24 protein-coding genes are annotated in these 23744 nt (G+C 44.0%); 14 read left to right on the top strand and 10 right to left on the bottom strand.

Going from position 1 to position 23744, the window contains the following annotated elements; genetic code table 11:
- Nucleotides 1-491: 491 nt before the first annotated feature.
- From H9628_RS06460 to H9628_RS06425, 8 genes are all read left to right on the top strand, one after another.
- A complete protein-coding gene (locus tag H9628_RS06460) occupies nt 492-1103 on the top strand; it encodes an L-threonylcarbamoyladenylate synthase (RefSeq protein ID WP_251833303.1) in 612 nt (203 codons plus the stop codon).
- A gap of 131 nt (nt 1104-1234) precedes the next feature.
- Nucleotides 1235-1993, top strand: a complete 759-nt coding sequence (gene yaaA / locus H9628_RS06455) for a peroxide stress protein YaaA (RefSeq protein ID WP_251833302.1) — start codon at nt 1235-1237, stop codon at nt 1991-1993.
- A gap of 149 nt (nt 1994-2142) precedes the next feature.
- A complete protein-coding gene (locus tag H9628_RS06450; RefSeq protein ID WP_251833301.1) occupies nt 2143-2553 on the top strand; it encodes an acyl-CoA thioesterase in 411 nt (136 codons plus the stop codon).
- Complete coding sequence (locus tag H9628_RS06445; RefSeq protein ID WP_251833300.1) at nt 2537-3097, top strand: helix-turn-helix domain-containing protein; 561 nt, start codon at nt 2537-2539, stop codon at nt 3095-3097. Before H9628_RS06450 ends, H9628_RS06445 begins: the two co-directional genes overlap by 17 nt.
- Nucleotides 3098-3169: 72 nt before the next feature.
- On the top strand, nt 3170-5707 hold the full coding sequence (locus H9628_RS06440) for a copper-transporting P-type ATPase (protein ID WP_251833299.1): 2538 nt from the start codon (nt 3170-3172) through the stop codon (nt 5705-5707).
- A 96-nt stretch (nt 5708-5803) separates the two neighbouring features.
- Nucleotides 5804-6340, top strand: a complete 537-nt coding sequence (locus H9628_RS06435; RefSeq protein ID WP_251833298.1) for a type 1 glutamine amidotransferase domain-containing protein — start codon at nt 5804-5806, stop codon at nt 6338-6340.
- Nucleotides 6341-6357: 17 nt separating this feature from the next.
- Nucleotides 6358-6960: a hypothetical protein gene (locus tag H9628_RS06430; RefSeq protein WP_251833297.1), complete on the top strand. Its 603-nt coding sequence runs from the start codon at nt 6358-6360 to the stop codon at nt 6958-6960.
- Nucleotides 6950-7684 (top strand): DUF72 domain-containing protein, encoded by a 735-nt coding sequence (locus H9628_RS06425; protein ID WP_251833296.1) that lies wholly within the window; start codon nt 6950-6952, stop codon nt 7682-7684. The genes H9628_RS06430 and H9628_RS06425 overlap by 11 nt, the downstream gene beginning before the upstream one ends.
- On the opposite strand, the gene H9628_RS06420 is transcribed toward H9628_RS06425, so the two are convergent.
- The 7 genes from H9628_RS06420 to H9628_RS06390 form a co-directional block, all read right to left on the bottom strand.
- Nucleotides 7681-8658, bottom strand: a complete 978-nt coding sequence (locus H9628_RS06420) for a polyprenyl synthetase family protein (protein ID WP_251833295.1) — start codon at nt 8656-8658, stop codon at nt 7681-7683. The genes H9628_RS06425 and H9628_RS06420 overlap by 4 nt on opposite strands.
- A 105-nt stretch (nt 8659-8763) precedes the next feature.
- Nucleotides 8764-9639: a hypothetical protein gene (locus H9628_RS06415; protein WP_251833294.1), complete on the bottom strand. Its 876-nt coding sequence runs from the start codon at nt 9637-9639 to the stop codon at nt 8764-8766.
- The gene (locus H9628_RS06410) at nt 9632-10354 is read right to left on the bottom strand and encodes a YoaK family protein (protein WP_251833293.1); all 723 of its coding nucleotides are present in this window, start codon (nt 10352-10354) and stop codon (nt 9632-9634) included. Before H9628_RS06410 ends, H9628_RS06415 begins: the two co-directional genes overlap by 8 nt.
- On the bottom strand, nt 10354-11388 hold the full coding sequence (gene rlmN / locus H9628_RS06405) for a 23S rRNA (adenine(2503)-C(2))-methyltransferase RlmN (protein ID WP_251833292.1): 1035 nt from the start codon (nt 11386-11388) through the stop codon (nt 10354-10356). The genes H9628_RS06410 and rlmN overlap by 1 nt, the downstream gene beginning before the upstream one ends.
- 88 nt (nt 11389-11476) lie before the next feature.
- Nucleotides 11477-12526, bottom strand: a complete 1050-nt coding sequence (queA, locus tag H9628_RS06400; protein ID WP_251833291.1) for a tRNA preQ1(34) S-adenosylmethionine ribosyltransferase-isomerase QueA — start codon at nt 12524-12526, stop codon at nt 11477-11479.
- 128 nt (nt 12527-12654) lie between these two features.
- Nucleotides 12655-13260 carry a hypothetical protein gene (locus H9628_RS06395; RefSeq protein WP_251833290.1) on the bottom strand — a complete coding sequence of 202 codons (606 nt, stop codon included), beginning with the start codon at nt 13258-13260 and terminating at the stop codon, nt 12655-12657.
- Complete coding sequence (locus H9628_RS06390; RefSeq protein ID WP_251833289.1) at nt 13257-13745, bottom strand: DNA-deoxyinosine glycosylase; 489 nt, start codon at nt 13743-13745, stop codon at nt 13257-13259. The genes H9628_RS06395 and H9628_RS06390 overlap by 4 nt, the downstream gene beginning before the upstream one ends.
- A 70-nt stretch (nt 13746-13815) precedes the next feature.
- On the opposite strand from H9628_RS06390, the gene H9628_RS06385 reads away from it, so the two are divergent.
- Nucleotides 13816-14364, top strand: a complete 549-nt coding sequence (locus H9628_RS06385) for a hypothetical protein (RefSeq protein WP_251833288.1) — start codon at nt 13816-13818, stop codon at nt 14362-14364.
- A gap of 56 nt (nt 14365-14420) precedes the next feature.
- Here H9628_RS06385 and H9628_RS06380 read toward each other — a convergent pair whose 3' ends face one another.
- Both H9628_RS06380 and H9628_RS06375 read right to left on the bottom strand, forming a co-directional pair.
- Nucleotides 14421-16415, bottom strand: coding sequence for a S9 family peptidase (locus tag H9628_RS06380; protein WP_251833287.1), 1995 nt, complete (start codon nt 16413-16415; stop codon nt 14421-14423).
- A 241-nt stretch (nt 16416-16656) separates the two neighbouring features.
- Nucleotides 16657-17004, bottom strand: coding sequence for a phage holin family protein (locus H9628_RS06375; RefSeq protein ID WP_251833286.1), 348 nt, complete (start codon nt 17002-17004; stop codon nt 16657-16659).
- A 213-nt stretch (nt 17005-17217) separates the two neighbouring features.
- Here H9628_RS06375 and H9628_RS06370 point away from each other — a divergent pair, with 213 nt between their 5' ends.
- Nucleotides 17218-18768: a M20/M25/M40 family metallo-hydrolase gene (locus H9628_RS06370; protein ID WP_251833285.1), complete on the top strand. Its 1551-nt coding sequence runs from the start codon at nt 17218-17220 to the stop codon at nt 18766-18768.
- Nucleotides 18769-18840: 72 nt separating this feature from the next.
- Here the strand turns inward: H9628_RS06370 and xth are convergent, their stop codons facing one another.
- A complete protein-coding gene (gene xth / locus H9628_RS06365) occupies nt 18841-19611 on the bottom strand; it encodes an exodeoxyribonuclease III (protein WP_251833284.1) in 771 nt (256 codons plus the stop codon).
- A gap of 72 nt (nt 19612-19683) precedes the next feature.
- Here xth and ku point away from each other — a divergent pair, with 72 nt between their 5' ends.
- From ku to H9628_RS06345, 4 genes are all read left to right on the top strand, one after another.
- Nucleotides 19684-20463 (top strand): non-homologous end joining protein Ku, encoded by a 780-nt coding sequence (gene ku / locus H9628_RS06360; RefSeq protein ID WP_251833283.1) that lies wholly within the window; start codon nt 19684-19686, stop codon nt 20461-20463.
- Nucleotides 20464-20484: 21 nt separating this feature from the next.
- Entirely contained in the window at nt 20485-23037 is a 2553-nt protein-coding gene (ligD, locus tag H9628_RS06355) for a DNA ligase D (RefSeq protein ID WP_251833282.1), read from the top strand.
- 71 nt (nt 23038-23108) lie between these two features.
- The gene (locus tag H9628_RS06350) at nt 23109-23546 is read left to right on the top strand and encodes a DUF6526 family protein (RefSeq protein WP_251833281.1); all 438 of its coding nucleotides are present in this window, start codon (nt 23109-23111) and stop codon (nt 23544-23546) included.
- A gap of 30 nt (nt 23547-23576) precedes the next feature.
- Nucleotides 23577-23741 carry a phosphatidate cytidylyltransferase gene (locus H9628_RS06345; RefSeq protein WP_251833280.1) on the top strand — a complete coding sequence of 55 codons (165 nt, stop codon included), beginning with the start codon at nt 23577-23579 and terminating at the stop codon, nt 23739-23741.
- Nucleotides 23742-23744: the final 3 nt, after the last annotated feature.

The raw sequence follows: 23744 nt of genomic DNA, 5'->3' as shown, positions 1-23744 counted from the left end.
AAAGAGAATCACAAAAGTGGTTCTCTTTTTTTATGGCTGATGGAGGGCTCATATTCGCCGCGGCGAACGCACGTTCGAGTTCCGCCGCGGCGGACTACTAAGCAAAGAGAATCACAAAAGTGGTTCTCTTTTTTTTGTTTGATGGAGGGCTCATATTCGCCGCGGCGAACGCATGTTCGAGTTCCGCCGCGGCGGACTACTAAGCAAAGAGAATCACAAAAGTGGTTCTCTTTTTTTTGTTTGATGGAGGGCTCATATTCGCTGCGGCGAACGCACGTCCGGGTTCCGCCGCGGCGGACTACTAAGCAAAGAGAATCACAAAAGTGGTTCTCTTTTTTTATGGCTGATGGAGGGCTCATATTCGCCGCGGCGAACGCACGTTCGGGTTCCGCCCAAGCGGACTACTAAGCAAAGAGAATCACAAAAGTGGTTCTCTTTCTTTGTGAGGAATTGCTGAGGAACAAATTCAAGGCTTTTTTGTAAATTTGAATATGGCAAAAATTATCAGAATACATCCGGATAATCCTCAGGAAAACCTGATCGATGAAGTGGTGAAAACACTGAACAGTGGCGGGCTCATCATCTACCCGTCTGATACGGTTTACGCACTTGGCTGTAATATTTTTGATATCCGGGCGATGGAAAGGCTCGCTGCAATAAAAAAATTAAAGCTCGCAAAAGCTCAGTTTTCTATTATCTGCAATGATCTCGGGCACCTTTCTACATTCACCCGGCCGATTGATACACCGGTTTTCAGATTCCTTAAAAGCAAAATCCCGGGACCCTTTACCTTTATTCTCGAAGCCGGTAAAAGTCTCCCACTTGCTTATAAAGGCAACAAAACGGTCGGAATTCGTGTACCGGACCACATGATTCCGCAGATGATTGTCGAGAAACTGGGTCATCCAATCGCCTCCACGTCCGTAAAAGATGAAGATGAGGTCATCGAATATTCGACCGATCCCGAACTTATCGCTGAAAAATTCGACCATTTGGTAGACATCGTGATCGATTCTGGCTTCGGAGACAATGTTGCTTCCACCATTATAGACCTTACCACTGGCGAGCCCGAAATCATTCGTCAGGGCAAAGGCGAGTTGTAGTTTTTGGGCGTCTTATCCGCCCTCCGTTCCCGCTTTTGCCGTTTTGTAAACGGCAAAGAGCTCCACTCAGGTCGGGACGCGGGATTTCCACTCATTTCAAAGAATTATATCAGAAAAATTAATATTTATAAATGAAGATAGTAACCTCTCCCGCGAAACTGATGAGCATGGACTATAAAAGCGATCTGCTGAAACCCACTACTCCGGCGTTCATTGAGGAAGCAACTTTGATACATTCTTATTTAAAGGAAAAAACTCCGCGCCAACTGTCTGAATTGATGGAAATATCTGCGAAACTTGCCGATGAAAACTGGGAACGAAACCAGCAGTGGACGCCAAAGCCGGCAAGTAAAGAATCGTCAGCCGCACTGTATGCTTTTACCGGCGAAGTCTATCGCGGACTTGACGCAAAAACTTTAGACGCCGATGCCATAAAATATCTGCAGAAAAACTACCGCATACTTTCGGGTTTGTACGGTTTGCTGAAACCTTCAGATAAAATAATGCTCTACCGCCTTGAAATGGGTCGGAATTTCGAATTCGAAAACTACAAAAACCTGTACGAATTCTGGCGACACCGGATCACAGAACAGTTCAACAGTGAGCTGAAATCAAAAGACATCATCCTTAATCTGGCCAGCAACGAATACTTTAAAGTTCTCGACAAAAAGAAGCTGAAAGCACCCGTTATCGATTTCGATTTTTACGAAATGAAATCCGGCAAACCGAAAACCATCGTGGTTTATACAAAACATGCGCGTGGCCTGATGGTTCGTTACTGCGCTGAAAACAGTATCCAGAAACTGGACGAAGTGAAAGGCTTTAATCTGGAAGGCTATCGGATCGATGAAGAAATGTCGAAGGACAATAAATTGGTCTTTACAAGATGAAGCTGAGCTTTTACGCACTTACTTTGACTTATTATAATCTAAGTCTTTACAGCACCTTATAAGTGAAGTTTCGGCTTAAAAAACTTTATTGCCAGCTAATTTTACCTAAAGTTCAACGCATTCCCGTAATTTTACATTAAAATTACGAGATGAATTACCATACCCGAAAATGGATCAAACCGGAAGACCTTAACCCAAACCATACGCTCTTCGGCGGCCGCCTTCTGCAGTGGATTGATGAAGAAGCTGCGCTTTATGCAATCGTTCAGCTGGAGACACCGCGGTGCGTGACGAAGTATATTTCTGAGATCAACTTCATCAGTTCGGCAAAGCAGGGCGACATTATAGAAATCGGCATCGAAGCGACGGAATTCGGCCGTACGTCAATCACGCTTTATTGCGAAGTCCGGAATATGATGACGCGGCAGACTATTATCACCATCGAAAAGATCATCTTCGTAGGCGTGAGTGAGGACGGCAAACCCACTCCTCACGGTAAAACCAAAATAGAGTTTATCGCAGACCGGCTGAAGAGCAGCGAGGATGAAAGTATTCATTAAAAATATGGTTTGCGGCCGCTGCATCACTGCGGTGCAGCGAATTTTTGCCGATGCCGGAATTCAACTTTTGTCCGCTGATTTGGGAGAACTTGAGACCGTGAGGGAAGTGACCGGTGCTGAGCGTATGATGGTGGAAGCTGCATTAAATGCAAACGGCTTCGAACTTCTGGAAGATATCGCCCGCCAGGAAATCGAGCGGGTGAAAACGTTCATCATCCTCACAGTTGACTCGCTGGATATTTCTGAGGATTTTCTGCTGTCGAAATCGCTCGCTACACATCTGAACAAAGATTACAGCAGTATTTCTAAAAATTTTTCGCAGCTGGAAACCACCACGCTCGAGCAGTATTTTATACTTCAAAAAATCGAAAAGGTAAAGGAACTGCTTTCGTATGGCGAAGATTCGCTCACCGAGATCGCCGGAAAGCTTGGCTATAGAAGTGTTCAGCATCTTTCAGCGCAGTTTAAGACGGTCACCGGTTTCACACCATCCGATTTTAGAAAAATAAAAGCGCAGAAGCGGTTTCCGCTAGACCAAGTCTGAATTCTATAAGATTGTTCCTGAAATTTATAACTGTTTTCAGCGTGCTTTCACGAACTTTGAAAAAAAGATTCTATGAAAAACCACAATCATCATAATCACACGCCACCTTCTGAACGTATTTCACCAAGCTCCGTTTACTACTGCCCGATGGAATGTGAAGGAGAAAAAGTATATTTCACACCCGGAAAACGCTGCCCGGTCTGCAATATGTTTCTGGTCCCGATCGAGGAACGTGCAGATTACCAAAACAAGCCGGTCACTTTCTCCAAAACCAATCTTCCGGAAAGTTTTAATGATAAACTGGGCGAATATTTTTGTCCGATGTTCTGTGAAGGTGACAAAACCTATGATTCAGATATTGGCTGCCCCGTCTGCCACATGCATTTGGAAAAGATTGACGAGGAACTCCTCAAAGCAGCCTCTCAGACCAATTCACATTCTCATGCTCATGCTCCTGCAGATGTTCTTAAACCAATAATAAATTCTGACAAGAACGCCGGTAAGTTCTATTGCCCGATGTATTGCGAGGGTGACAGGGTTTATGATTCAAATGTCGGCTGCCCGGTCTGCGGAATGGATCTGGTGCAGATTCCGGCGAAAGGTGAAGCCGAAGATGACGGAACTTATCAGTTGTTAAAACGTAAATTCTTCATTGCTCTTGCCTTCACGTTGCCGGTTTTCCTTCTTTCAATGGGCGGAATGATCATTGATCTGCAACTGGATCCAAAAGTCCGCGGATTTATAGAATTAGTTCTCTCGCTGCCCGTACTTTTTTATGCCGGCTGGTTCCTTATAAAACGCGGCTTGAATTCATTCAGGACCTGGAACCTGAATATGTTCAGTTTGATTGCGTTGGGTGTATGTGCAGCGTTTCTATTCAGCCTTATCGCGCTGCTTTTCCCGAACATTTTCCCTCCTGAGATGGGTCATGGCGGAGGCGCACCACTCTATTTTGAAGCCGTCTGCGTAATTCTTACGCTGGTTATTTTAGGCCAGCTAATGGACGCCGCAGCACACCGACGAACAGGAAATGCAATCAAGGAACTGATGAATCTTTCGCCCGATGAAGCTAATTTAATGGTGAATGGCACTGAAAAGAAAGTTCCGCTTTCAGAAATCAGGGTCGGCGATATACTTCGCGTAAAGCCGGGCGAAAAAGTACCTGTTGATGGTAAGGTTACAGACGGCAGTTCGAGTATCGATGAAAGTATGATCACTGGTGAACCGATTCCGGTAGAGAAAAAATCCGGAGACAAAGTGACTTCGGGAACTATTAACGGAAACAGCGTTTTCCTGATGACTGCCGAAAAGGTAGGCGATGAGACTTTGCTTGCGCACATCATCAGGATGGTGCAGGATGCAAGCCGAAGCCGTGCACCAATTCAGACGCTTGTGGATAAAGTTTCGCGGATATTCGTCCCGACCGTGATCGCGGTGGCAGTTCTAACATTCATTGCCTGGTTCATTTTTGGCGGCGAAGACAGGCTGATCAAAGCGCTAGTAAACTCTGTCGCTGTGCTTATCGTCGCGTGTCCGTGTGCCCTGGGTCTGGCTACACCGATGAGTTTGATGGTTGGAATCGGTAAAGGTGCCAGAAATGGGATTCTGATTAAAAATGCCGAGGCGCTGGAACAGATGAACAAAGTAGAAATTCTTATAACCGATAAAACCGGCACACTTACCGAAGGAAAACCGAGCCTTGATCATATTTATTCAACGTCAGGTGATCAGCAAAGTGTGTTACATTTGGCAGCCGCATTAAATCAAAACTCTGAACATCCGCTCGCAAATGCAGTTTTAACCGAATTTGCAAAGCAGAACCTTACGTTTGCGAAAGTTGAAGGTTTTGAGAATATTTCAGGGAAAGGCATAAAAGGCATAATCGGTCAGGACCGAATTCTGCTCGGTAATGAAGCACTCCTTAAACAGTTTGACATCGAAATTCCTGCGGCTGTGCGCGAGCGTGTGACGGAAATGCAGATGGACGCCAAAACCGTTTCTTACCTGACGAAAGGTACCGAAGTTTACGGATTCTTAAGTTTTTCCGACAAGATAAAATCTACCTCAAAAGAAGCACTGAAGTATCTGCGGAAGCACAACATAGAGGTCATCATGATGACCGGTGACAACGAGCAGACCGCTGCCGCCGTCGCTGCAGAACTCGGTATTGAAAAGTTTTATGCATCCCAGCTTCCGCAGGATAAACTTGAAAGGATAAAATCCCTGCAGGAGTCCGGAAAAATAGTCGCGATGGCGGGTGACGGAATCAATGATGCTCCAGCCCTCGCACAGGCAAACGTAGGTATCGCGATGGGAACGGGAACAGATGTGGCAATTGAAAGCTCAGAAATTACTTTACTGAAAGGTGATCTCACCGGCGTGGCAAAAGCCCGGATCCTAAGTGAAAATCTTGTAAAAAACATCCGGCAGAATCTGTTTTTCGCCTTCATTTATAACACACTTGGTATTCCGGTGGCGGCTGGTCTCCTCTACCCTTTCTTTGGAATTTTGCTAAGTCCGATGATCGCTGCAGCGGCTATGAGTTTAAGTTCAGTCTCGGTCATTTTAAATTCACTTAGGCTCAATAATGTGGATTTAAATGTGAAATAATTTAAAAATGCGTTAAAAATTCGTCAAACGTGGGCACATTTAATTTTGGCAATAAAGGCGGCAATATTTTTGCAGCCTTTTTTTAAAATATTAAATATGGCAAACCTTACGAACAAAAAAATTGCAGTTTTAGCAGCTGACGGCTATGAACAGTCAGAACTTGAGAGTCCGGTAAAAGCACTGAAAGAAGCAGGTGCTGATGTAGAAATCGTTTCCCTTAAGTCCGGAAAAATTAAATCGATGAAAGATCATGAATGGAGCGATTCTGTAGAAGTTGACCGCACGGTGTCTGATGCAGATGCTTCAAAATATGACGCACTTTTGCTTCCTGGCGGTGTCATTAATCCCGATGCAGTACGGGCGGACGATGATGCAGTAGCATTTGTAAAGGAGTTTTTCAGTGCAGATAAACCTGTCGCGGCGATCTGCCACGGTCCACAAACCTTGATTACCGCTGGCGTGGTTGAAGGCAAGAAAATGACTTCTTTTGCAGCAGTTGCAATTGACCTCAAAAACGCCGGGGCAAACTGGGTGGATGAGGAAGTGGTGACAGACGGTAATCTGACGACGAGCCGTAAACCCGCTGACCTTCCCGCCTTTAACAAAAGAATTGTGGAAGAATTCGCAAAGTAACCTACACTGACACACCAATGGACGAAAAAATCCCAAAACAACAAACAGGTGCAACCACCGATGTTTCCTCCAAAATTGAGCTGGAAACTGAAGAACTCGCCATCGCGCATTTTCAAACCGTAAAGAAAAGATTTCTCGCCATGAACTCCTGGGAGCTCTATGCAGGTGAGGAAAAAGCTGAATTTTCGCTTCGTGACGGTAACGGTGAAATCCTTCTCGAAGAACCGAAAAGAGGGGACTATTTTTGCATCAAAACTCCCGGATTACACAATAAGACGGGTGACGGTTATGATTGGGTACAGATCGAGCATATCGAAGAAGAATCTGATGCGCATAACGAGTGTGTGTACATCCGTGTCCGGCCCTGCGCAAACCCTACAAAACCGGATGACCACGTCGCTCATTTCTTTGACCCAAAAGCCACATCGAATTTCCTTGTAAAACGCATAGGCCGCGAAGTCATTGCAGAAGTTCACGGACGTAACGAGGTGCCTAATAAAGATGATGTGGGTATGATTGAAAAAGTTCGTAATAATATCGTCGCACTTGGCGGAATGCTGATCGCCAGTGAATTTCAATGGAAAGCACTCACATCAGCTATCGTCAAATATGAAGAATAAAATATATGTGGGCTGTTCCGGCTTCACAGGCCGGGACTGGAAAGGAATTTTCTATCCGGAAGAACTGCCGGGGAAGGAACAGCTCACATTTTATTCTACAAAGTTCAATGCTGTAGAGATCAATTCAACATTCTATCGGAAACCGCGGCAACAAACGCTTGAAAAGTGGCGGTCAGCGGTACACGAGGATTTCCGTTACTTCATTAAAATTCCCAAAACCATTACGCACATCCTTAAACTCGAGAGTACCATGCAGGAAGTTTCAGCTTTCTGCGATTATATTTCTGAAGGTTTGGGGAAAAAACTTGCGGGATTTTTGTTTCAGTTGCCTCCGTCATATCATTATAGTGAAGAAAATCTTCAAAAAGTCCTCAGTACAGTTAATTCCAACTATCTGAATGTTATCGAATTCAGGCACAGCAGCTGGTGGCGCGAGGATATATTTGAAATATTAAAACAAAACAACCTCATATTTTCAGGCGTGAGCTATCCGAAAGGAATCAGTGATGAATTTATTACAAATCACGAAAAAACAGCTTATTATCGCCTGCATGGCGTGCCGGTAATGTTTAAATCTGAATACACCGACGCTGAATTGCAGAATTTAGCCGAAAAAATCAAAGGAAGTGACCGCGATGTCTATGTCTTTTTTAATAATACCTGGGGAACAGCAGCGCTGAAAAACGCACAGCATTTGCAGGAGTTATTGAAAAAGGGTAATTAAAACTTACGTTCAATCACGTAATCTAGCATCAACATTAAAGACTGTTTCGCCTCACCATCGGGGAATTCATCCAGAATATTCTTTGCCCGCAACTGGTAATTTTTCATCACATCGACCGCATAATCGAGCCCTCCGGACGATTTCACGAACGCAATAAGTTCCTTTACACGTTTCGTGTCATTATTATAGCGGCGGATTGTATTTAAGTAATATTTCCGGTTCTCGGGAGTTGCATTACTCAATGTATAAATGAGCGGCAACGTCATTTTCTGCTCTTTGATATCGATGCCGACAGGTTTTCCAATAAAATTTGAAGTGAGATAATCGAAAAGATCGTCTTTGATCTGGAATGCCATGCCTGTGAGTGTGCCGAATTCCATCATTTTTTTGCCTAAAGCTTCGTCTACACCGTTTGATAATACACCGATTTCGCAACAGGCTGCAATCAGCGTAGCCGTTTTTTGCCGGATGATTTCGTAGTAAACGTCTTCCGTGATATCAAGTTTTCGCGCTTTTTCGAGTTGCAGGAGCTCGCCTTCCGCCATTTCCCTGATCGTGCGCGAAATTACCGCAAGCAAATCAAAATCCTTATGGTCTGTAGACAAAAGCACCGCTTTTGACAACAGATAATCGCCCACCAAAACTGCAATTTTGTTTTTCCATAGGGCATTGATCGAGAAGAAGTTCCGGCGTTTAAAACTTTCATCTACCACATCATCATGTACAAGTGTTGCGGTGTGGATCAGTTCGATCATTGATGCCCCACGAAAGGTCTTTTCGTTCACCTCCCCGACCAGTTTTGCACATAGAAACACGAACATCGGACGCATCTGTTTGCCTTTTGTGGTCACAATAAACCGCGTTACCTTGTCGAGCAACGGAACATTACTCTTCATGGATTCGTAAAACTTCTGCTCGAAAAGTTTCATTTCCGCAGCAATGGGCGTTCGGATTTCTTCTACGGTATTGGCCACAAAATGTCTGGTAAAGGGGGTTATTTAAAAATGATGACAAATATAATTAAAATCAAGTCAGCTGAGGACTTTTTGAGAATCAAAGCAGCCCAAATGCCATCGAACTTATCTCAGTTTTTCATGCGGTACAAAATACAACCGCGGTTTCACCTTTCCCATCGGATGCCGGAATTCTTCGCCGGAAATATAAAGTCCGTGGTCATCAGCCGCAATACCTTCAATTTGCCCCAGGGTGACTGATGACCCGAGATAATATTTCCTGACTGGACCGCCGAAAAACATTCCCGGTTGAGTTTCTTCAAATACCATCAGATAAACTTCGGTAGATTTTGTATAACCAATGAGATACAGTTTGCCTTCGTAATACTCAGCGTCAGTCACCACAAAACCGGTGTTGTACGATTCAGTTTTCTGGGCTGGCTGGGAAAACTTTAAAGTTGGATCGATGATGTAATGACTTGTCGCCCTGGAAGCCCATTCTTTAGTGAAAATATGGATTTTACCGTTCAGGAAAATCATCGCTTCTGCATCATAATCATTGTTGATTATACGCCTTGTAAAATCGGTTTGTTCCGGATAGTAATATGAAATGATTTTAGGCTGATAACCGGAAGTCCGCAGGCTGTCCGCCGCGAATTTATATATCTTCAAATCCTTCCGCGTGCCGGCGTTGTTTCCGACGTCACCAACGTACAGCGAAACAGAATCACTCGCAATGGCCTCCCAGTCCACGTTTTTTACTGATGTTTGAAAGCTGCTTTTAATTTTTGCATACTTTGGATCAATCTCGAAAATTTCGGATGAGTTCCCTCCATCATTGATTGTGTAAAGTTTGCCATTAAAGAAACTCAGACCCGAATTTTCTTTCAGTGTGTCGCTAAAAGCTGCGGTTTCATACTTTTTTAGTTTAAAAAATCTGGTCTGTTGTGCCGTGAAACTCTGTAGAAGAAAAAGGAAGGAGAAAATGAACAGTCTATACATTGTTTGCATGTCTTCTGAGCAAGATACGGATTTTAATAAAATCGAGAAGAAGGCCGGCTAACAGAAGAAATGCACCGAACAGAAGGGCGTTTAATCCGAATTCGGAATGCAAATAACCACCCGCAATACCGCCTGCAAAAAACATCCAGATGATTGTTAGACGCAGCCTGATTGATTTTAATAGTTTAATGCGGTTGGCCCGGTCACGGTAAAAGAAAAGTTGGGAAAATTCTATGCCCATATCGGTGAAAAGTCCGGTGAGATGGGTTGTTCGGACCACTGCATTCGAAATGGTGGTCACCAGTGCATTCTGCATTCCCATCGCGAATAAAAGCGCAAAAGCCACAATATCCGGATTGTTTTCCACCAGCCAACTGCCCGACAGACCGATGCCAATTAAAATAAATGCTTCAACCAGTGTTGGAATTACGTACATTAGATTCTCACGCCGGCGGAGGTAAATTTCTACTACGAAACTTGAGAAAAATGCGCCGACGAAAAAGGAAAAGACGTAAAATGCGGCGTTAAATGCCAGATAGATATTCCTGTGAAAAGCTTCATCAATAAAGAATGCGAAATGACCGGTAACGTTGGTTGTGAGCGTATTTACAGAGAAGAAACCGACAACATTCACAAGCCCGGCCACAAAACTTAAAAGTGAAGCGATCGCAAGATTGTGCTTTTCTGTGCGGGTTTTACCCTTGTGCGAAAACATCAGTCACCGGCTTTATTGGCAAGCTGTCCGCATGCCGCATCTATATCGCCACCGCGGCTGCGGCGCACAAGCACGTTGATTCCTGCGTTTGAAAGTTCGCGGACGTACCTTTCTTCGGCTTCCACACTTCTGTGATCAAATTTTCCTTCACCAATCGGGTTATACTGAATCAAATTTACTTTTGACGGTACTTTTTTAGAATACCTGATCAAGGCTTTAATGTGTTCGTCATCATCATTTATTCCACCCCAAACGCAATATTCGTAAGTGACCGGATTGCCGGTTTTTTGATACCAATACTGCAATGCCTCCATGATTTCCGTCAGTGGAAACTTTTCAGAAAAAGGCATTATTTCGTTCCGGGTTCTTTCGATAGCAGAATGGAGTGAGAGTGCCAGGTTCACACGCAGATTTTCGTCCGCTAGCATCTTTATCATTTTCGGTATGCCCGAGGTTGACACCGTGATCCGTCTTGGTGACATGCCTAAACCTTCGGGTGTAGTGATTTTCCTGATGGCTTCCACCACGTTTTTATAGTTCATCATAGGCTCGCCCATGCCCATAAAAACGATATTGGAGAGCGGCCGATCAAAATACATTTTGCTTTGCTGATCGATAAGTGCGACCTGATCTACGATTTCCGCAACTTCTAGGTTCCGCATCCTTTTCAGTTTTGCAGTAGCGCAGAATTCACAGTTGAGCGAACATCCCACCTGTGATGAGACACAAGCGGTGGTGCGCGTTTCTGTAGGGATGAGAACAGATTCTACCAATAGACCGTCGTGAAGTTTCACGCCGTTTTTAATGGTTCCGTCCTTGGATTTTTGCAGAAGGTCAACCGAAATCGGGTTGATGGTATATTCAAGCGCAATTTTCTCCCGCAACTCTTTCGAAAGATTCGTCATCTCCTCGATGGAGTGGAGATTCTTACTCCACAGCCAGTCATAAACCTGCTTCGCACGGAATGGTTTTTCACCGAGCGTTACGAAATATTTCTGTAAATCTTCGAGAGATAAGGTGCGGATGTCCTTCAAACCTGATTTTAGATTTTAGATTTTAAATTTTGGATTAAAAAGGTCTGTTCCTTTAATCCAAAATTTAAAATCAATAATTTATAATTTCTTAAAGAATCAGCATTGCATCACCGTACGAGTAAAATTTGTACTCGTTTTTGATGGCTTCTTCGTAAGCATGCATCAGGAAGTCTTTCCCCGCAAACGCAGCAATCATCATCAGCAGCGTAGATTTAGGCGTGTGAAAGTTCGTTATCATTGAATTGGCTACACCAAAATCATGTGGTGGGAAGATGAATTTGTTCGTCCAACCGTGGTAAGGCCCGATTTTCTTATTTGATGATACCGAGGTTTCCAGTGCGCGCATCGTTGTAGTTCCCACGGCACAAACGCGTCGCTGCTCAGCTACTGCATTGTTGATGATATCCGCATTTTTCTGGTCGATAATCGCTTCTTCCGACTCCATTTTGTGCTTGCTCAGGTCTTCAACTTCAATTGGATTGAAAGTTCCAAGACCAACGTGAAGTGTCACTTCGGCAAAATCGATTCCTTTTATCTCAAGGCGCTTCATCAGGTTTTTCGAGAAGTGAAGCCCGGCCGTTGGCGCAGCAACAGCACCTTCGTGCTTGGCGTAAATTGTTTGGTAACGCTCAGCATCTTCGGGTTCTACGGCTCTTTTGATATATTTTGGAAGTGGAGTTTCACCTAATTCTTTCAGTTTGGTTCGGAATTCCTCATAAGATCCGTCATATAGGAATCTTAAGGTACGTCCACGTGAAGTGGTGTTGTCAATAACTTCCGCAACAAGTGATTCGTCTTCAGTAAAGAAAAGTTTGTTCCCGATACGTATTTTGCGCGCCGGATCTACCAAAACGTCCCAAACACGGGTTTCGCGGTCAAGCTCACGAAGAAGGAAAACCTCGATCTTCGCGCCGGTCTTTTCTTTATTTCCATAAAGTCTTGCCGGGAATACTTTGGTATTATTAAAGATAAAAAGGTCTTTTTCCTCGAAATAATCTACCACATCACGGAAATATTTGTGCTCGATGGTTTCAGTTTTACGGTCCAAAACCATCAGTTTTGCGTCGTCTCTGTGTTCAGAAGGATGTTCGGCCAGAAGCTCTTCCGGCAGGTGGAAGTTAAAATCAGATGTCTTCATTTTTTTAAATTACGGTTTAAAAATTAGGGTCCGAAAGAATAATTTTCGGCCTGCAAAGGTACGGATTTGAAAGAGGAAAGTCAAGTTTTTGGATGCTGGCTAGAATTTAAGTTCTCCAGGCAGCGTCACTACAAGGTCACATTCATATATTCATCGAGTACAACTTCGCAATTCTCCTTGCCTTCAGTTATTTCGGCGCGGGTTACAATATGGTTCCCCGGATAATTGATTCCGTAGTCAACCTCGCTCGAGCGGCTGATGCTGTACATTCGGAAGAGGTTCTTATTGGCAGGACTTAAAGTTAGCCGTTCCTCGGACTCTGGTTTTTTGGCTTTTTTTGAGGTGTATTTCTTCATCAGGACCTGGTGAGTTGAACCCGGGACCTCCATAAATTCAATTCTTTTTTCAGTCTCTTTTGATCTACCATTCAGTTTAAATGAAGAATCGTACGTGAAGCTAAAATATATTTCGCCCTTTACCTTACTTTCTGTAACGGTAAAGCGATGTGCGAGCATTCTTCCTCTGTCGGTTAATAATGCACGGAAAGAATCCGGACCTTTCACTAAATGCATATAATAAGCGAAATCATCAGAATTAAAATAATTTACCGATTCCCCTTCGTGTTTTGGATCTTTAGTTTTCAACTTATATTTAGTGAGAAAATCGAATGCGTAGGTTTGTGCATTTATGCCTGCACAGAATAACATTAATGATACAAGTAAAGATTTTCTCATAAAAATGTTTTAACGACTTTCCACGCTTCCAGTTTCTTCTCAAAACCGATGGTATGAAGCGGACTTGTAGAAGGCAAAACCCCAAACGGAATTTGCGAATCCTTTCCTAGTATTTTCTGAACTTCTTTCGACGATTTTTGCCCATTGCTGAAAACAGCTTTTATATTAGGATAATCGGAAATAAGCTGAAGTACGTCATTATGTTCCTCTTTCCGGATTTTCGCATCCGAACTTCCCTCACGCTCGCAAGAATCAATGACATCCCAAAGTGCAATGTCATATTTGGCTAAAAGTTGCTTTCTGGCGTCGTAATCAATCTGAAATTCTTCCTCAAATAAGTGAAACAGGATCTTCCAAAACTGGTTTTGCGGATGCGCATAATATTGCTGCATTTGAAGCGATTTTACGCCAGGCGCGGAACCGAGAATCAGGACCTTAGATGTTTCGGAAATGATCGGAGGAAAAGATGTGATGCGGTCCGCCATAAATTTTTAAATAAGAATAAAAAATAATGGAATGATAAATGTAAGACCTAAAAATATAAAAATTTATGTTATGAAAAAGTTATCACTGATCTTCGGATTATTCGCCATGCTGATCGTGAGCAGCTGCCGCGATATCGTAAATACCGTTCTGGACGCTCTGCCACCGTTTGACGTGCCGTTTTCCACTAATGTTCCCGTGCCGCTTGCGGCGGTGAGTACCACCACATATACACGTACACCGGAAATCCCGATGAACATCAATCTTGATGCAAAAATTAAAGAGAACAACCCCAACTACTCTATCAACAACCTGAAATCGGTAAAACTGAGCACGCTGAAAGTCGACTTTGTAAGTTCAACACTAGACACACGGCTAAATGCGATAAGAAACGCAAGAATCTATGTGAAAGCGCCCAATCAACCGGAAAGGTTGATCGCTACTGCCTACGACAACACAAATCCTGATACCATCACATTCACGGTCGTGGATGAGGAACTGATCAATTATTTCAGGACCAACGAAAACTCACTCATCTTTGAAGTGATGGCTTCCACGCCCACTGCAGACCAGCTGACGGTGCGTATCTCTTCCGGATTCAAGATTAGGGTACAGCTCTAGTTTTAAATATTTCGCATAAAAAAATGGCTTTTGAAATCTCAAAAGCCATTTTGTTTTTAAAGTGTTTCTTTCAGCCATCCGAAGAATTCGCGTTGCCAAACAAGTGCATTGTGCGGATTCAGCACCCAGTGGTTCTCATTCGGGAAATACAGGAATTTCGCTTTCAGACCGTGCAGTTTTGCCGCCTGGAAAGCTTCCTGGCCCTGCTCGTAAGGCACGCGGTAATCAATTCCACCCTGAATGATCATGATAGGTTTGTTCCATTTATCCACGAAATTGATCGGATTAAAATCGGTGAAGGCTTTTGGCAAAGGTTTGTCCGTCAGTTTTCCGATATCCCAGTTTGCAAACCAAAGTTCTTCGGTGGTCAGCGCCCACGATTGCATATCGAAAAGCCCGTCATGCGCGATGAAAGTCTTGAAACGGTTCTCGTGGATACCGGCCAGCATAAACACGCTGTATCCGCCGTAACTTGCGCCCACGGCACCCATTCGGTCACCATCCACGTAAGGAAGTGTTTTGGCGTAATCTGTAGCTGCCAGATAGTCCTGCATTACCTGCCCGCCCCAGTCCTGAGAGATCTGTTCGTTCCATTTCGTACCCCAACCTGGCATTCCGCGACGGTTAGGTGCGACGATGATGTAATCGTTAGCGGCCATCAGCGCAAAATTCCAACGTGTGCTGAAAGTCTGCGTAAGCGCAGATTGAGGTCCGCCCTGGCAATAAAGCAAGGTGGGATATTTTTTTGAAGCATCAAAATTCGGTGGGTAAATGAACCACACGCCCATTTCTTTACCGTCCGTGGTTTTCACCATTTTAAGTTCGGTTCGTGAAGGTGTGATCTTTGCGTAATTCTCTTTATTGATGTCCGTCGCACGCACCATTTCACCATTTTTCAAATTTACTTTGAAGAGATCAGCGTTATGATTCATGTCTGTTCTTCCTACCAGAAGCGAGTTTTTGTCCTGCGCATAAATTTCGGTAACATCAAAGTCTCCTTTCGTAATCTGCTGGATCTTTGCATTTTTCGGATTTAATGAAAACAGCTGGCGCGTTCCACGAAATGCGGTCGTGAAATAAATTGTTTTCGAATCTTTTGTCCAGAAAACATCGCCTACTACACTTTCATCCCAGTTTTGCGTGAGATTCTGCACTTTGCGTGTCTTCCAGTCCATGATTTTCACATCATTTTTATCAGCTTCATAACCGTCGCGCGCCATAGATTGCCACAAAAGCGTCTTGCCGTCGGGCGAAAATTTCGGACCTACATCATAACCTTTGTTATCGGCTGTCAAATTGGTCGTGATACCGTTCGCCAACTCATAGACGAAAATATCGGTATTGGTCGATTTCGCATATTCAGCGCCGCTTAAAGGTTTGGTTACATATAAAAGCTGCGCTGAATCCGGACTCCAGATGAAATCTTCAGCGCCACCAAATGGCCGTTGCGGTGCATCCCAGGGCTTTCCTTCGAGCAAATCTTTAGCTGAAGACACATCATCAGCCACATTCACCACAAAAACATGGTTGTATTTTCCTTCATTAAAATAATCCCAATGCCGGTGATTGAGGTCTGTGTAGATGTGTGCGGTAGATTTCGGAACGTCCTTGTATTTATCTTTACCGAGGACCGTCTCCACCAAAACCTGCTTGCTGAACGCTACTTTCTTCCCGTCAGGAGAAACAACTATGTTGTCGACATCACCGATATTGTAAAATTCGGTCCACGTCTTTCCGGCATCTTTGGAAAGGAAGATCTTACCGCCTTCTGACGCATATAAACCGTTTGCGTCCCATTGTATCAGCGCTTTTTTGCCTAAATCAAGTGAGGTAGTTTCCGCACTTTTAATGTTAAAGAAAAAATTAGTCTTATTGTTTTTTTCCGTTTTCAAATCGGTTTTCCCAACTGAGTAGATCAGTGAAGAATGATCCGGCGAAACGGCGCTGACGCCAATCTTGTTCAGTGTCCACAAAGTTTCGGGCGTCATCACATTCTGTGCGTTCATTAGAAAAGGCGCGGCCAGCGCGAGCAATGAGTTTTTAAAGTTCATAAAGGATATATTAAATGATGAAGTGCTGCATAGCACGACGGTGCTGCACAAAGATAAAAAATTAAGGTACACCTAAAATCGGTGTGCGCAGAATCTCGGGAAACATCTCATGTTCCCGCGGGAAATGATGTTAAACTTTCAACTCTTAAAAAGTGGTTTGGAAGCAAAGCAAGCGTAGAAGCTCAACACATGGTTGCACCGCGCGGTTTTCAGGTTAAATCTTGATATTTAAATATTTGATCTAATCATCTGATGACCCAGCGATCCCGCCAAGTAACGACGTGATCAGTGAAAGTGCGATACTGAAAATCAGCGCCCACCAAAAACCGTCTACGGTCATTCCGTCAATGAAATAATCGGCGATCAGAATCACGATAGCATTGATGACGAACGAGAATAATCCAAGTGTGATGATTGTCAGCGGCAAACCTAAGATGCTCAGGATCGGCTTTACGATAAGGTTTAAGACACCGAGAACGATTGCAAACACAATCGCGGTAGAAAATCCTTCGAAATGTACACCGGACAGAATTTTAGTCAGAAAGAACGCTACAACAGCCGTAATCAGAAGTCGGATAATTAAATTCATAGCTTAATTTTTAATTAAAGATTATTATTGAAAGGTTTGAAATTAGTCATTTCCATTAAAATTACAAAAATTCAAACACAGCGAAACGCATGCCTTTATGGAAAAAATTCACCGCGATTTGCTTTAGGAAAGCCTTTCCAGAACCGATTGCAGCACAACTTCGTTTTAAAACGTGGCTTAAATTTATTATCTTCATCGCAAAAATTATTAATAATGAGACATTACGTTAAAGCAATAATGCTTTCTACGGTGTTTGCCGCAAACCTGAATGCGCAGACCACCGATCCGATGGTGCAGAAAATCATGAATGAGACTTACCAGAATTCGCAGCTCGAGCAGCTTGCGTATGAACTTCTCGATGGCATTGGGCCCCGTTTGGTCGGTAGCCCGAAAATGCAGCAGTCGCACGACTGGGCGGTTGAAAGATTTAAAAACTGGGGCATCAACGCCAAAAACGAGCAATGGGGTGAATGGAAATCGTGGGAAAGAGGAACTTCCACTATCGAAATGGTAGCGCCACACAACCGTTCTATTGAAGGAATGCAACTGGCGTTCAGTCCGGCAACCGGTTCAAAAGGCGTTACGGCTGACGTAATGATGTTGCCAGAATTTACAAGCGCAGAACAGTTTCAAAGCTGGCTCCCAACCGTTAAAGGCAAATTTGTAATGGTTTCTCAGTATCAGTCTACGGGACGCCCTGAATATAACTGGAAGGAATTTGCGACACCCGAATCATTTGAAAAAATGAAAAAAGAATCAGAACTGGCGTCCGAAAAGTGGCAAGCTTCTATAAAAGCGACTGGCGAAACATCTCGCACGTTGAATGCGAAGCTTGAAGCGGCCGGCGCGGCCGGAATTGTCTCCTCCAACTGGTCCAGAGGTTTTGGCGTTAACAAAATTTTCTCCGCGGGCACGAAAAAAATCCCGGTTGTTGATATCTCGCTTGAAGATTACGGACAGCTTTACCGCATGATCCAACACAAAACTACACCGAAACTTAAGATCACGGCCAATTCGAATGACCGCGGTATGGCGCCGACTTTCAATACGGTGGCTGAAATCCGAGGTTCGGACAAGCCGGATGAGTACATCATTCTGTCCGCTCACCTCGATTCGTGGGACGGCGGTACCGGTGCTACCGACAACGGAACCGGAACTATCACCATGATGGAAGTAGCGAGAATCCTTAAAAAATTATATCCAAATCCTAAACGTACCATCATCGTCGGACTTTGGGGCAGCGAGGAACAGGGTCTGAACGGCTCCCGCGGCTACGTTTCTGCGCACAAAGACCAGATGCCAAAAATCCAGGCGGTATTTAACCAGGACAACGGTACAGGGCGTATCGCAAATATCAGCGGACAGGGCTTTTTACACGCTTATGATTATTTAGGACGATGGCTGAACGCAGTACCGAAAGAACTCACAAAAGATATCAAGACTACCTTCCCGGGCTTTCCGGGTGGTGGCGGATCTGATCACGCGTCTTTTGTGGCCGCTGGCGTGCCTGCTTTCATGCTCGGGTCGCTGAACTGGAGCTATGGAAATTACACCTGGCATACCAACCGCGATACGTATGATAAGATTGTTTTTGATGATGTGAAAAGCAACGTGGCGCTTATCGCGATCCTGACTTACATGGCAAGTGAAGATCCCGAAAAAGCATCCGGCGAGAAGATCAAACTTCCGGTTGACTCACGTACTGGCGAGCGGATGAAGTGGCCCGAAGTGAAAGAGCCAACCAGAAAAGGTGGTTTGGATTAAGATTTTTGATTTTAATTGAAAGACGTCTCCCACGAGGAAGACGTCTTTCTTTTTTATTAAATTTTAATAATTTCATTTAAGTTCGATCCACACTGGCCCATGATCACTCGATTTTTCCCAGCCACGGACATCGGTGTCAACACCTGCCTTTTTCAGTTGGGGCAAAACCTCAGGCGAAAGCAGGAAATGATCGATCCGCATGCCGGCGTTTCGCTGGTAAGCATTGCGGAAATAATCCCAAAAGGTGTAGATCGTTTCGTTCGGATACAAATGCCTGATCGCATCCGTCCAGCCCTGACCGATCAGGTTGTGAAATGCTTCGCGGATTTCGGGCAAAAATAGGGCATCGTTTTTAAATTTTTCCGGCTTGTACACATCGTTTTCAGTCGGCATCACATTGAAATCACCAGCTAGAATAACCTTTTTTCCTGAATTGATCAGCATTTCCGCGTGGGCGTCCAGCCGTTCGAACCAACCCATCTTATAATCAAATTTTGGTCCCGGCACTGGGTTTCCGTTAGGCAGATAAAGACAAGCGATAATTAAATCCTTTACTTTCACTTCAAGATAACGGCTCGCATCGTCTGAATCATCGCCGGGAAGAGAAGTACGCGACACCTCCGGTTTCCCGATCTTTGACAGGACTGCAACACCATTCCAACTTTTCTGTCCGAGCCACAACGCTTCATAACCCGCTTCGAGGATCGCTTCCTCAGGGAATTTTTCCTGCGGTGCTTTCAGTTCCTGCAGACAGGCGATATCTGGCTGCGTTTCGCTTAGCCACCGCAGCAGCACGGGCAATCTGCCATTCACACCATTTACATTATAAGTTGCAATTTTCATTTGACGATTGTTTAAAGTTTTTTCGTTTTTTGATTGGAAGAGTTTTTGATACAGCCAATCAAAACCACGAGTATGAGAGCAATTTGGAATGGAGCCATCGGCTTCGGATTGGTAAATATCCCTATCAAACTTTACACCGCAACCGGCGAAAGCAATCTCGACCTTGATATGCTCGATAAAGATGACCTTTCAAACATCAATTTTAAACGCGTAAATGCAACCACAGGAAAAGAAGTGAAATACGCAGATATCGTGAAAGGTTACAAACTCGAGGACCGGTATATCGTGCTGACTCCGGAAGATTTCGAACAGGTGAATCCGGAAAAAAGCAAATTACTGAACATCAAACAGTTTGTCGATATAAATGAGATTGACAGTGTTTACTTCGAGTCATCTTACTTTCTCGAGCCGCAGAAAAATGGAGAAGATGCCTACAAACTGCTGCTAAATGCCATGATCAAAACGAAAATGGCCGGCATCGGGACATTTATATTAAGAGAAAAAGAAATCCTTTGTCTGGTTCGTCCGTATGATGACAAGATCTTAATACTTAACCGCATGCGTTATCCGGAAGAAATCCGGAGTTTTGAAGACCTGAAGGTTCCTTCTGCGAAAAAACCCAATAACGACGAGTTGGAGATGGCAGAATCACTGATCAAACAGCGCGCGACAAAATTTGATCCGGCTAAATTTAAAAACACCTACAACGAGGACTTGATGAAGATAATCGAAGCCAAAGCAAAGGGTAAGACCAAGAAAATCGAAGCTAAGGAAGAGGTTTCATCTAAAGCAACCGACCTGATGGCGCAGCTGAAAGCAAGTCTTGAAGCCGGGAAAGCCAAGGCCGGATAACGGGATTTAATTCATAATGCAATGAAAAACCTCGAAGAATACAACAAAAAGCGTGACTTTTCGCAAACCATCGAACCTGAAGGCGAACTGAAAAGCTCCAAAGGTAAGCTGAAATTTGTAGTGCAGCGTCACGCCGCAAGCCGCCTTCATTATGATTTCAGGTTGGAAATGGATGGCGTCCTAAAAAGTTGGGCCATACCGAAGGGTCCATCGCTTGACCCAGAAGACAAACGTCTGGCGATGATGGTGGAGGACCATCCTTTTGATTACCGCACCTTCGAAGGTACAATTCCCGCCGGAAACTACGGCGCCGGCGTGGTAGAAATATGGGATGAAGGCACCTACGAACCATTAAAAAAGATCAAAAATAAAAGTGATGATCTGGTGATGCAGAACGAACTCGAAAGCGGCTCGATCAAGTTCGTCATGCATGGCAAAAAGTTGCATGGTGAATTTGCACTGGTGAAAATTAAGAATTCGGAAGAAGGAAATCCGTGGCTGCTCATCAAACATAAAGACGAATTCGCTACCGATCATTACGACGCGGAGGAAAATACGAGCCCTGACTCAAAAGTCTCTGAATATCTTCAGAGCAAAAAAAAAAGTAAAAGCGGTAGTGAAACGCACAAATTAAAAGGTTTTAAAAACTATACACCTGCCCTCGCCGGCGAAAAAAAACTGAAAAATTTCATCACTCCGATGTTGTGCGGAATCACCGAAAAGCCCTTCAGCTCACCTGACTGGGCTTTTGAGATTAAATGGGACGGTTATCGCGCCATCGCTGACCTACGCGATGAAATCCAGATTTATTCCAGAAACGGATTATCCTACACTGAAAAATTTAGAAAAATCAGCAATTCGCTTAAGCTTCAGCAACATGAAATGATCCTAGATGGCGAACTGGTAGCCTACGATGATAAGGGAAAACCGAATTTCCAGTGGCTGCAGCGCATCGGGGAAAACCCCAATTTAATCGTCATCTATCAGGTTTTCGACCTGCTTTGGCTTAATGGTCATTCTACGGAAAACATGACTTTGCTGCAGCGGAAAGAGTTGCTGAAAGAGGCATTGGTGGAAACTGATGTCATTAAATATCACGATCACGTCCTCGAAAATGGTGAAGAATTTTATCGGCTTGTGGAAAGCCTGCAGCTGGAAGGGATGATTGCCAAGAAAACGGACAGTACTTATCAGCGCGGCACCCGAACAGGCGACTGGCTCAAGATTAAAAGCATGAAAACCGATGAAGTCTTGATTTGCGGTTTCACAGCGCCGAAAGGTGGACGGAAGAAATTCGGTTCGCTCGTATTAGGCCGATATTTCAATGGTGAACTGAAGTTTTGCGGTCACACCGGAACCGGCTTCAGTGACAAGACGCTGACTGAACTGCACAAAAAGATGGAGCCGCTGATCACTCAAAAATCACCTTTTGCTGAAGTACCGAAAACCAATGATACCGCTACCTGGCTCAAACCTGAACTTATTGCTGAGATTAAATTTACGGAGACTACCGAGGAGCATATTTTCAGACATCCGGTTTTTTTGAGGTTGCGCGAAGACCTTAGACCTGAAGATTTAGATACAGCTAAACCTCAGGAAAAATTAAAGACTGAAAGTGAACTTCCAGACAGTGTCCCGATAAAAAAAACACCGGAAAAGACCGCGGAGGAACTCACGAATTTTGGCGACCAGAATGTGAGGCTTACCAACCAAAATAAGATGTATTTCCCGAAAGACGGCATTACGAAAGGTGATTTGATCGCCTATTACCAAAGCATGGCGGATTACATCCTACCCCATCTCAAAGACCGGCCACAGTCGATGAACCGTTTTCCAAATGGGATTGATGGAATGAGTTTCTACCAAAAAGATGCATCAGATGAAACTCCGACCTGGATTAAAACACAGAAAGTATATTCAGAATCGAATGACAAACTGATCAATTATATCCTGTGTAACGACCGAGCTACGCTTGCTTATCTGAACAATCTCGGTTGCATCGAACTGAATGTTTGGACGAGCCGTGCGAACACTTCAGACCAGCCTGATTATCTTGTGCTTGATCTGGATCCGTCTGAAAACAACACCTTTGAAGAGGTCATCCTCACCGCTCAAACCGTGAAAAAAATCCTCGATAAAGGTGGAATCGAAGGTTTGTGTAAGACTTCAGGCTCATCCGGCATCCATATTTATGTACCAACCGGTGGACAATATACTTTTGAGCAGGTGAAAAATTTTGCACATCTGATGATGCAGATGGTTCAGCAGGAACTGCCCGAAATCACCACCCTTGAACGTGCACTTCAGAAACGCGACAAAAGCAAGATCTACCTGGATTATCTTCAAAACCGCCGCGGCCAGACGCTGGCAAGCGTCTACAGTCTGCGACCCAAAAACAGCGCGCCGGTTTCTATGCCGATTGAATGGGATGAACTTAAGTCAGACCTTTCGCCCACCGATTTTAATATTGAGAATGCCCTGGAACGCGTTCAGACCAAAGGCGACCTGTTCAAACCTGTACTCGGGCCGGGTTTTGACATGCTGAAAGCGATCGGTTTTCTTGCAGAATCTTGAAATTTGCTTCGGAATATTCTTCAAATCTTGTTTTACAGTGGCTTTGGAAGCATTTTTGATAATGCATCAATATGCAGACACAGAACTACAACAACCACAAAAAGTACTACGCGCCACACCATTTTATTTTCCTGCCGCTGCTGATGATTTTGCTGATCGTAGGTGTATGGAATTTTTTTACTGATGAGGATAACCAGTTAATTTGGATCTTATTTTCCGTGGTTGTATTTCTCATCTCATATTTGGCAATCATGCTGCGTCAGCATTATGCACTTGGAAATCAGGACCGCATTATCAGGCTTGAATTTAAGCAACGTTACTTTGAAATCTTTGGCGGAAGATCGGATGAGGTTGCTGAAAAACTCAATTTCTCTCAAGTGGCTGCACTGCGTTTTGCGTATGATGATGAATTTAAGGTTTTGATCAAGCGCGCGCTTTCGGAAAATATCTCGGGTGATGAAATTAAAAAAGCCATCAAAAAATGGCGACCGGATAATAATCGGGTGTAAAACAATAAACTAACATTAAAAAAATAGATTATGAAAAAGTTCACATTGTTCAGTTTAATGACAGTAGCATTAATGACTTTAACGGGTTGCGATGTCATAGGAACCATCTTCGAAGCAGGTATGTGGTGGGGAATTATACTTGTAGTTGCAGTGATTGGTTTAATTCTTTGGCTGTTTACTAGAAATAGAAATTGATTG

The sequence above is a fragment of the Kaistella pullorum genome (assembly GCF_014837035.1).
Taxonomy (GTDB): Bacteria; Bacteroidota; Bacteroidia; order Flavobacteriales; family Weeksellaceae; genus Kaistella; species Kaistella rhinocerotis.
The sequence above is the reverse complement of the archived record's forward strand: the minus strand, read 5'-3'. Positions and strand labels throughout refer to the sequence as shown.

What these genes read in the sequence shown, in the direction of transcription:
- H9628_RS06460 (WP_251833303.1), top strand. Translation starts at nt 492, where the DNA reads ATGGCAAAAATTATCAGAATACATCCGGATAATCCTCAGGAAAACCTG.
- yaaA (WP_251833302.1), top strand. Translation starts at nt 1,235, where the DNA reads ATGAAGATAGTAACCTCTCCCGCGAAACTGATGAGCATGGACTATAAA.
- H9628_RS06450 (WP_251833301.1), top strand. Translation starts at nt 2,143, where the DNA reads ATGAATTACCATACCCGAAAATGGATCAAACCGGAAGACCTTAACCCA.
- H9628_RS06445 (WP_251833300.1), top strand. Translation starts at nt 2,537, where the DNA reads ATGAAAGTATTCATTAAAAATATGGTTTGCGGCCGCTGCATCACTGCG.
- H9628_RS06440 (WP_251833299.1), top strand. Translation starts at nt 3,170, where the DNA reads ATGAAAAACCACAATCATCATAATCACACGCCACCTTCTGAACGTATT.
- H9628_RS06435 (WP_251833298.1), top strand. Translation starts at nt 5,804, where the DNA reads ATGGCAAACCTTACGAACAAAAAAATTGCAGTTTTAGCAGCTGACGGC.
- H9628_RS06430 (WP_251833297.1), top strand. Translation starts at nt 6,358, where the DNA reads ATGGACGAAAAAATCCCAAAACAACAAACAGGTGCAACCACCGATGTT.
- H9628_RS06425 (WP_251833296.1), top strand. Translation starts at nt 6,950, where the DNA reads ATGAAGAATAAAATATATGTGGGCTGTTCCGGCTTCACAGGCCGGGAC.
- H9628_RS06415 (WP_251833294.1), bottom strand. Translation starts at nt 9,639, where the DNA reads ATGTATAGACTGTTCATTTTCTCCTTCCTTTTTCTTCTACAGAGTTTC.
- H9628_RS06410 (WP_251833293.1), bottom strand. Translation starts at nt 10,354, where the DNA reads ATGTTTTCGCACAAGGGTAAAACCCGCACAGAAAAGCACAATCTTGCG.
- queA (WP_251833291.1), bottom strand. Translation starts at nt 12,526, where the DNA reads ATGAAGACATCTGATTTTAACTTCCACCTGCCGGAAGAGCTTCTGGCC.
- H9628_RS06395 (WP_251833290.1), bottom strand. Translation starts at nt 13,260, where the DNA reads ATGAGAAAATCTTTACTTGTATCATTAATGTTATTCTGTGCAGGCATA.
- H9628_RS06390 (WP_251833289.1), bottom strand. Translation starts at nt 13,745, where the DNA reads ATGGCGGACCGCATCACATCTTTTCCTCCGATCATTTCCGAAACATCT.
- H9628_RS06385 (WP_251833288.1), top strand. Translation starts at nt 13,816, where the DNA reads ATGAAAAAGTTATCACTGATCTTCGGATTATTCGCCATGCTGATCGTG.
- H9628_RS06380 (WP_251833287.1), bottom strand. Translation starts at nt 16,415, where the DNA reads ATGAACTTTAAAAACTCATTGCTCGCGCTGGCCGCGCCTTTTCTAATG.
- H9628_RS06375 (WP_251833286.1), bottom strand. Translation starts at nt 17,004, where the DNA reads ATGAATTTAATTATCCGACTTCTGATTACGGCTGTTGTAGCGTTCTTT.
- H9628_RS06370 (WP_251833285.1), top strand. Translation starts at nt 17,218, where the DNA reads ATGAGACATTACGTTAAAGCAATAATGCTTTCTACGGTGTTTGCCGCA.
- xth (WP_251833284.1), bottom strand. Translation starts at nt 19,611, where the DNA reads ATGAAAATTGCAACTTATAATGTAAATGGTGTGAATGGCAGATTGCCC.
- ku (WP_251833283.1), top strand. Translation starts at nt 19,684, where the DNA reads ATGAGAGCAATTTGGAATGGAGCCATCGGCTTCGGATTGGTAAATATC.
- ligD (WP_251833282.1), top strand. Translation starts at nt 20,485, where the DNA reads ATGAAAAACCTCGAAGAATACAACAAAAAGCGTGACTTTTCGCAAACC.
- H9628_RS06350 (WP_251833281.1), top strand. Translation starts at nt 23,109, where the DNA reads ATGCAGACACAGAACTACAACAACCACAAAAAGTACTACGCGCCACAC.
- H9628_RS06345 (WP_251833280.1), top strand. Translation starts at nt 23,577, where the DNA reads ATGAAAAAGTTCACATTGTTCAGTTTAATGACAGTAGCATTAATGACT.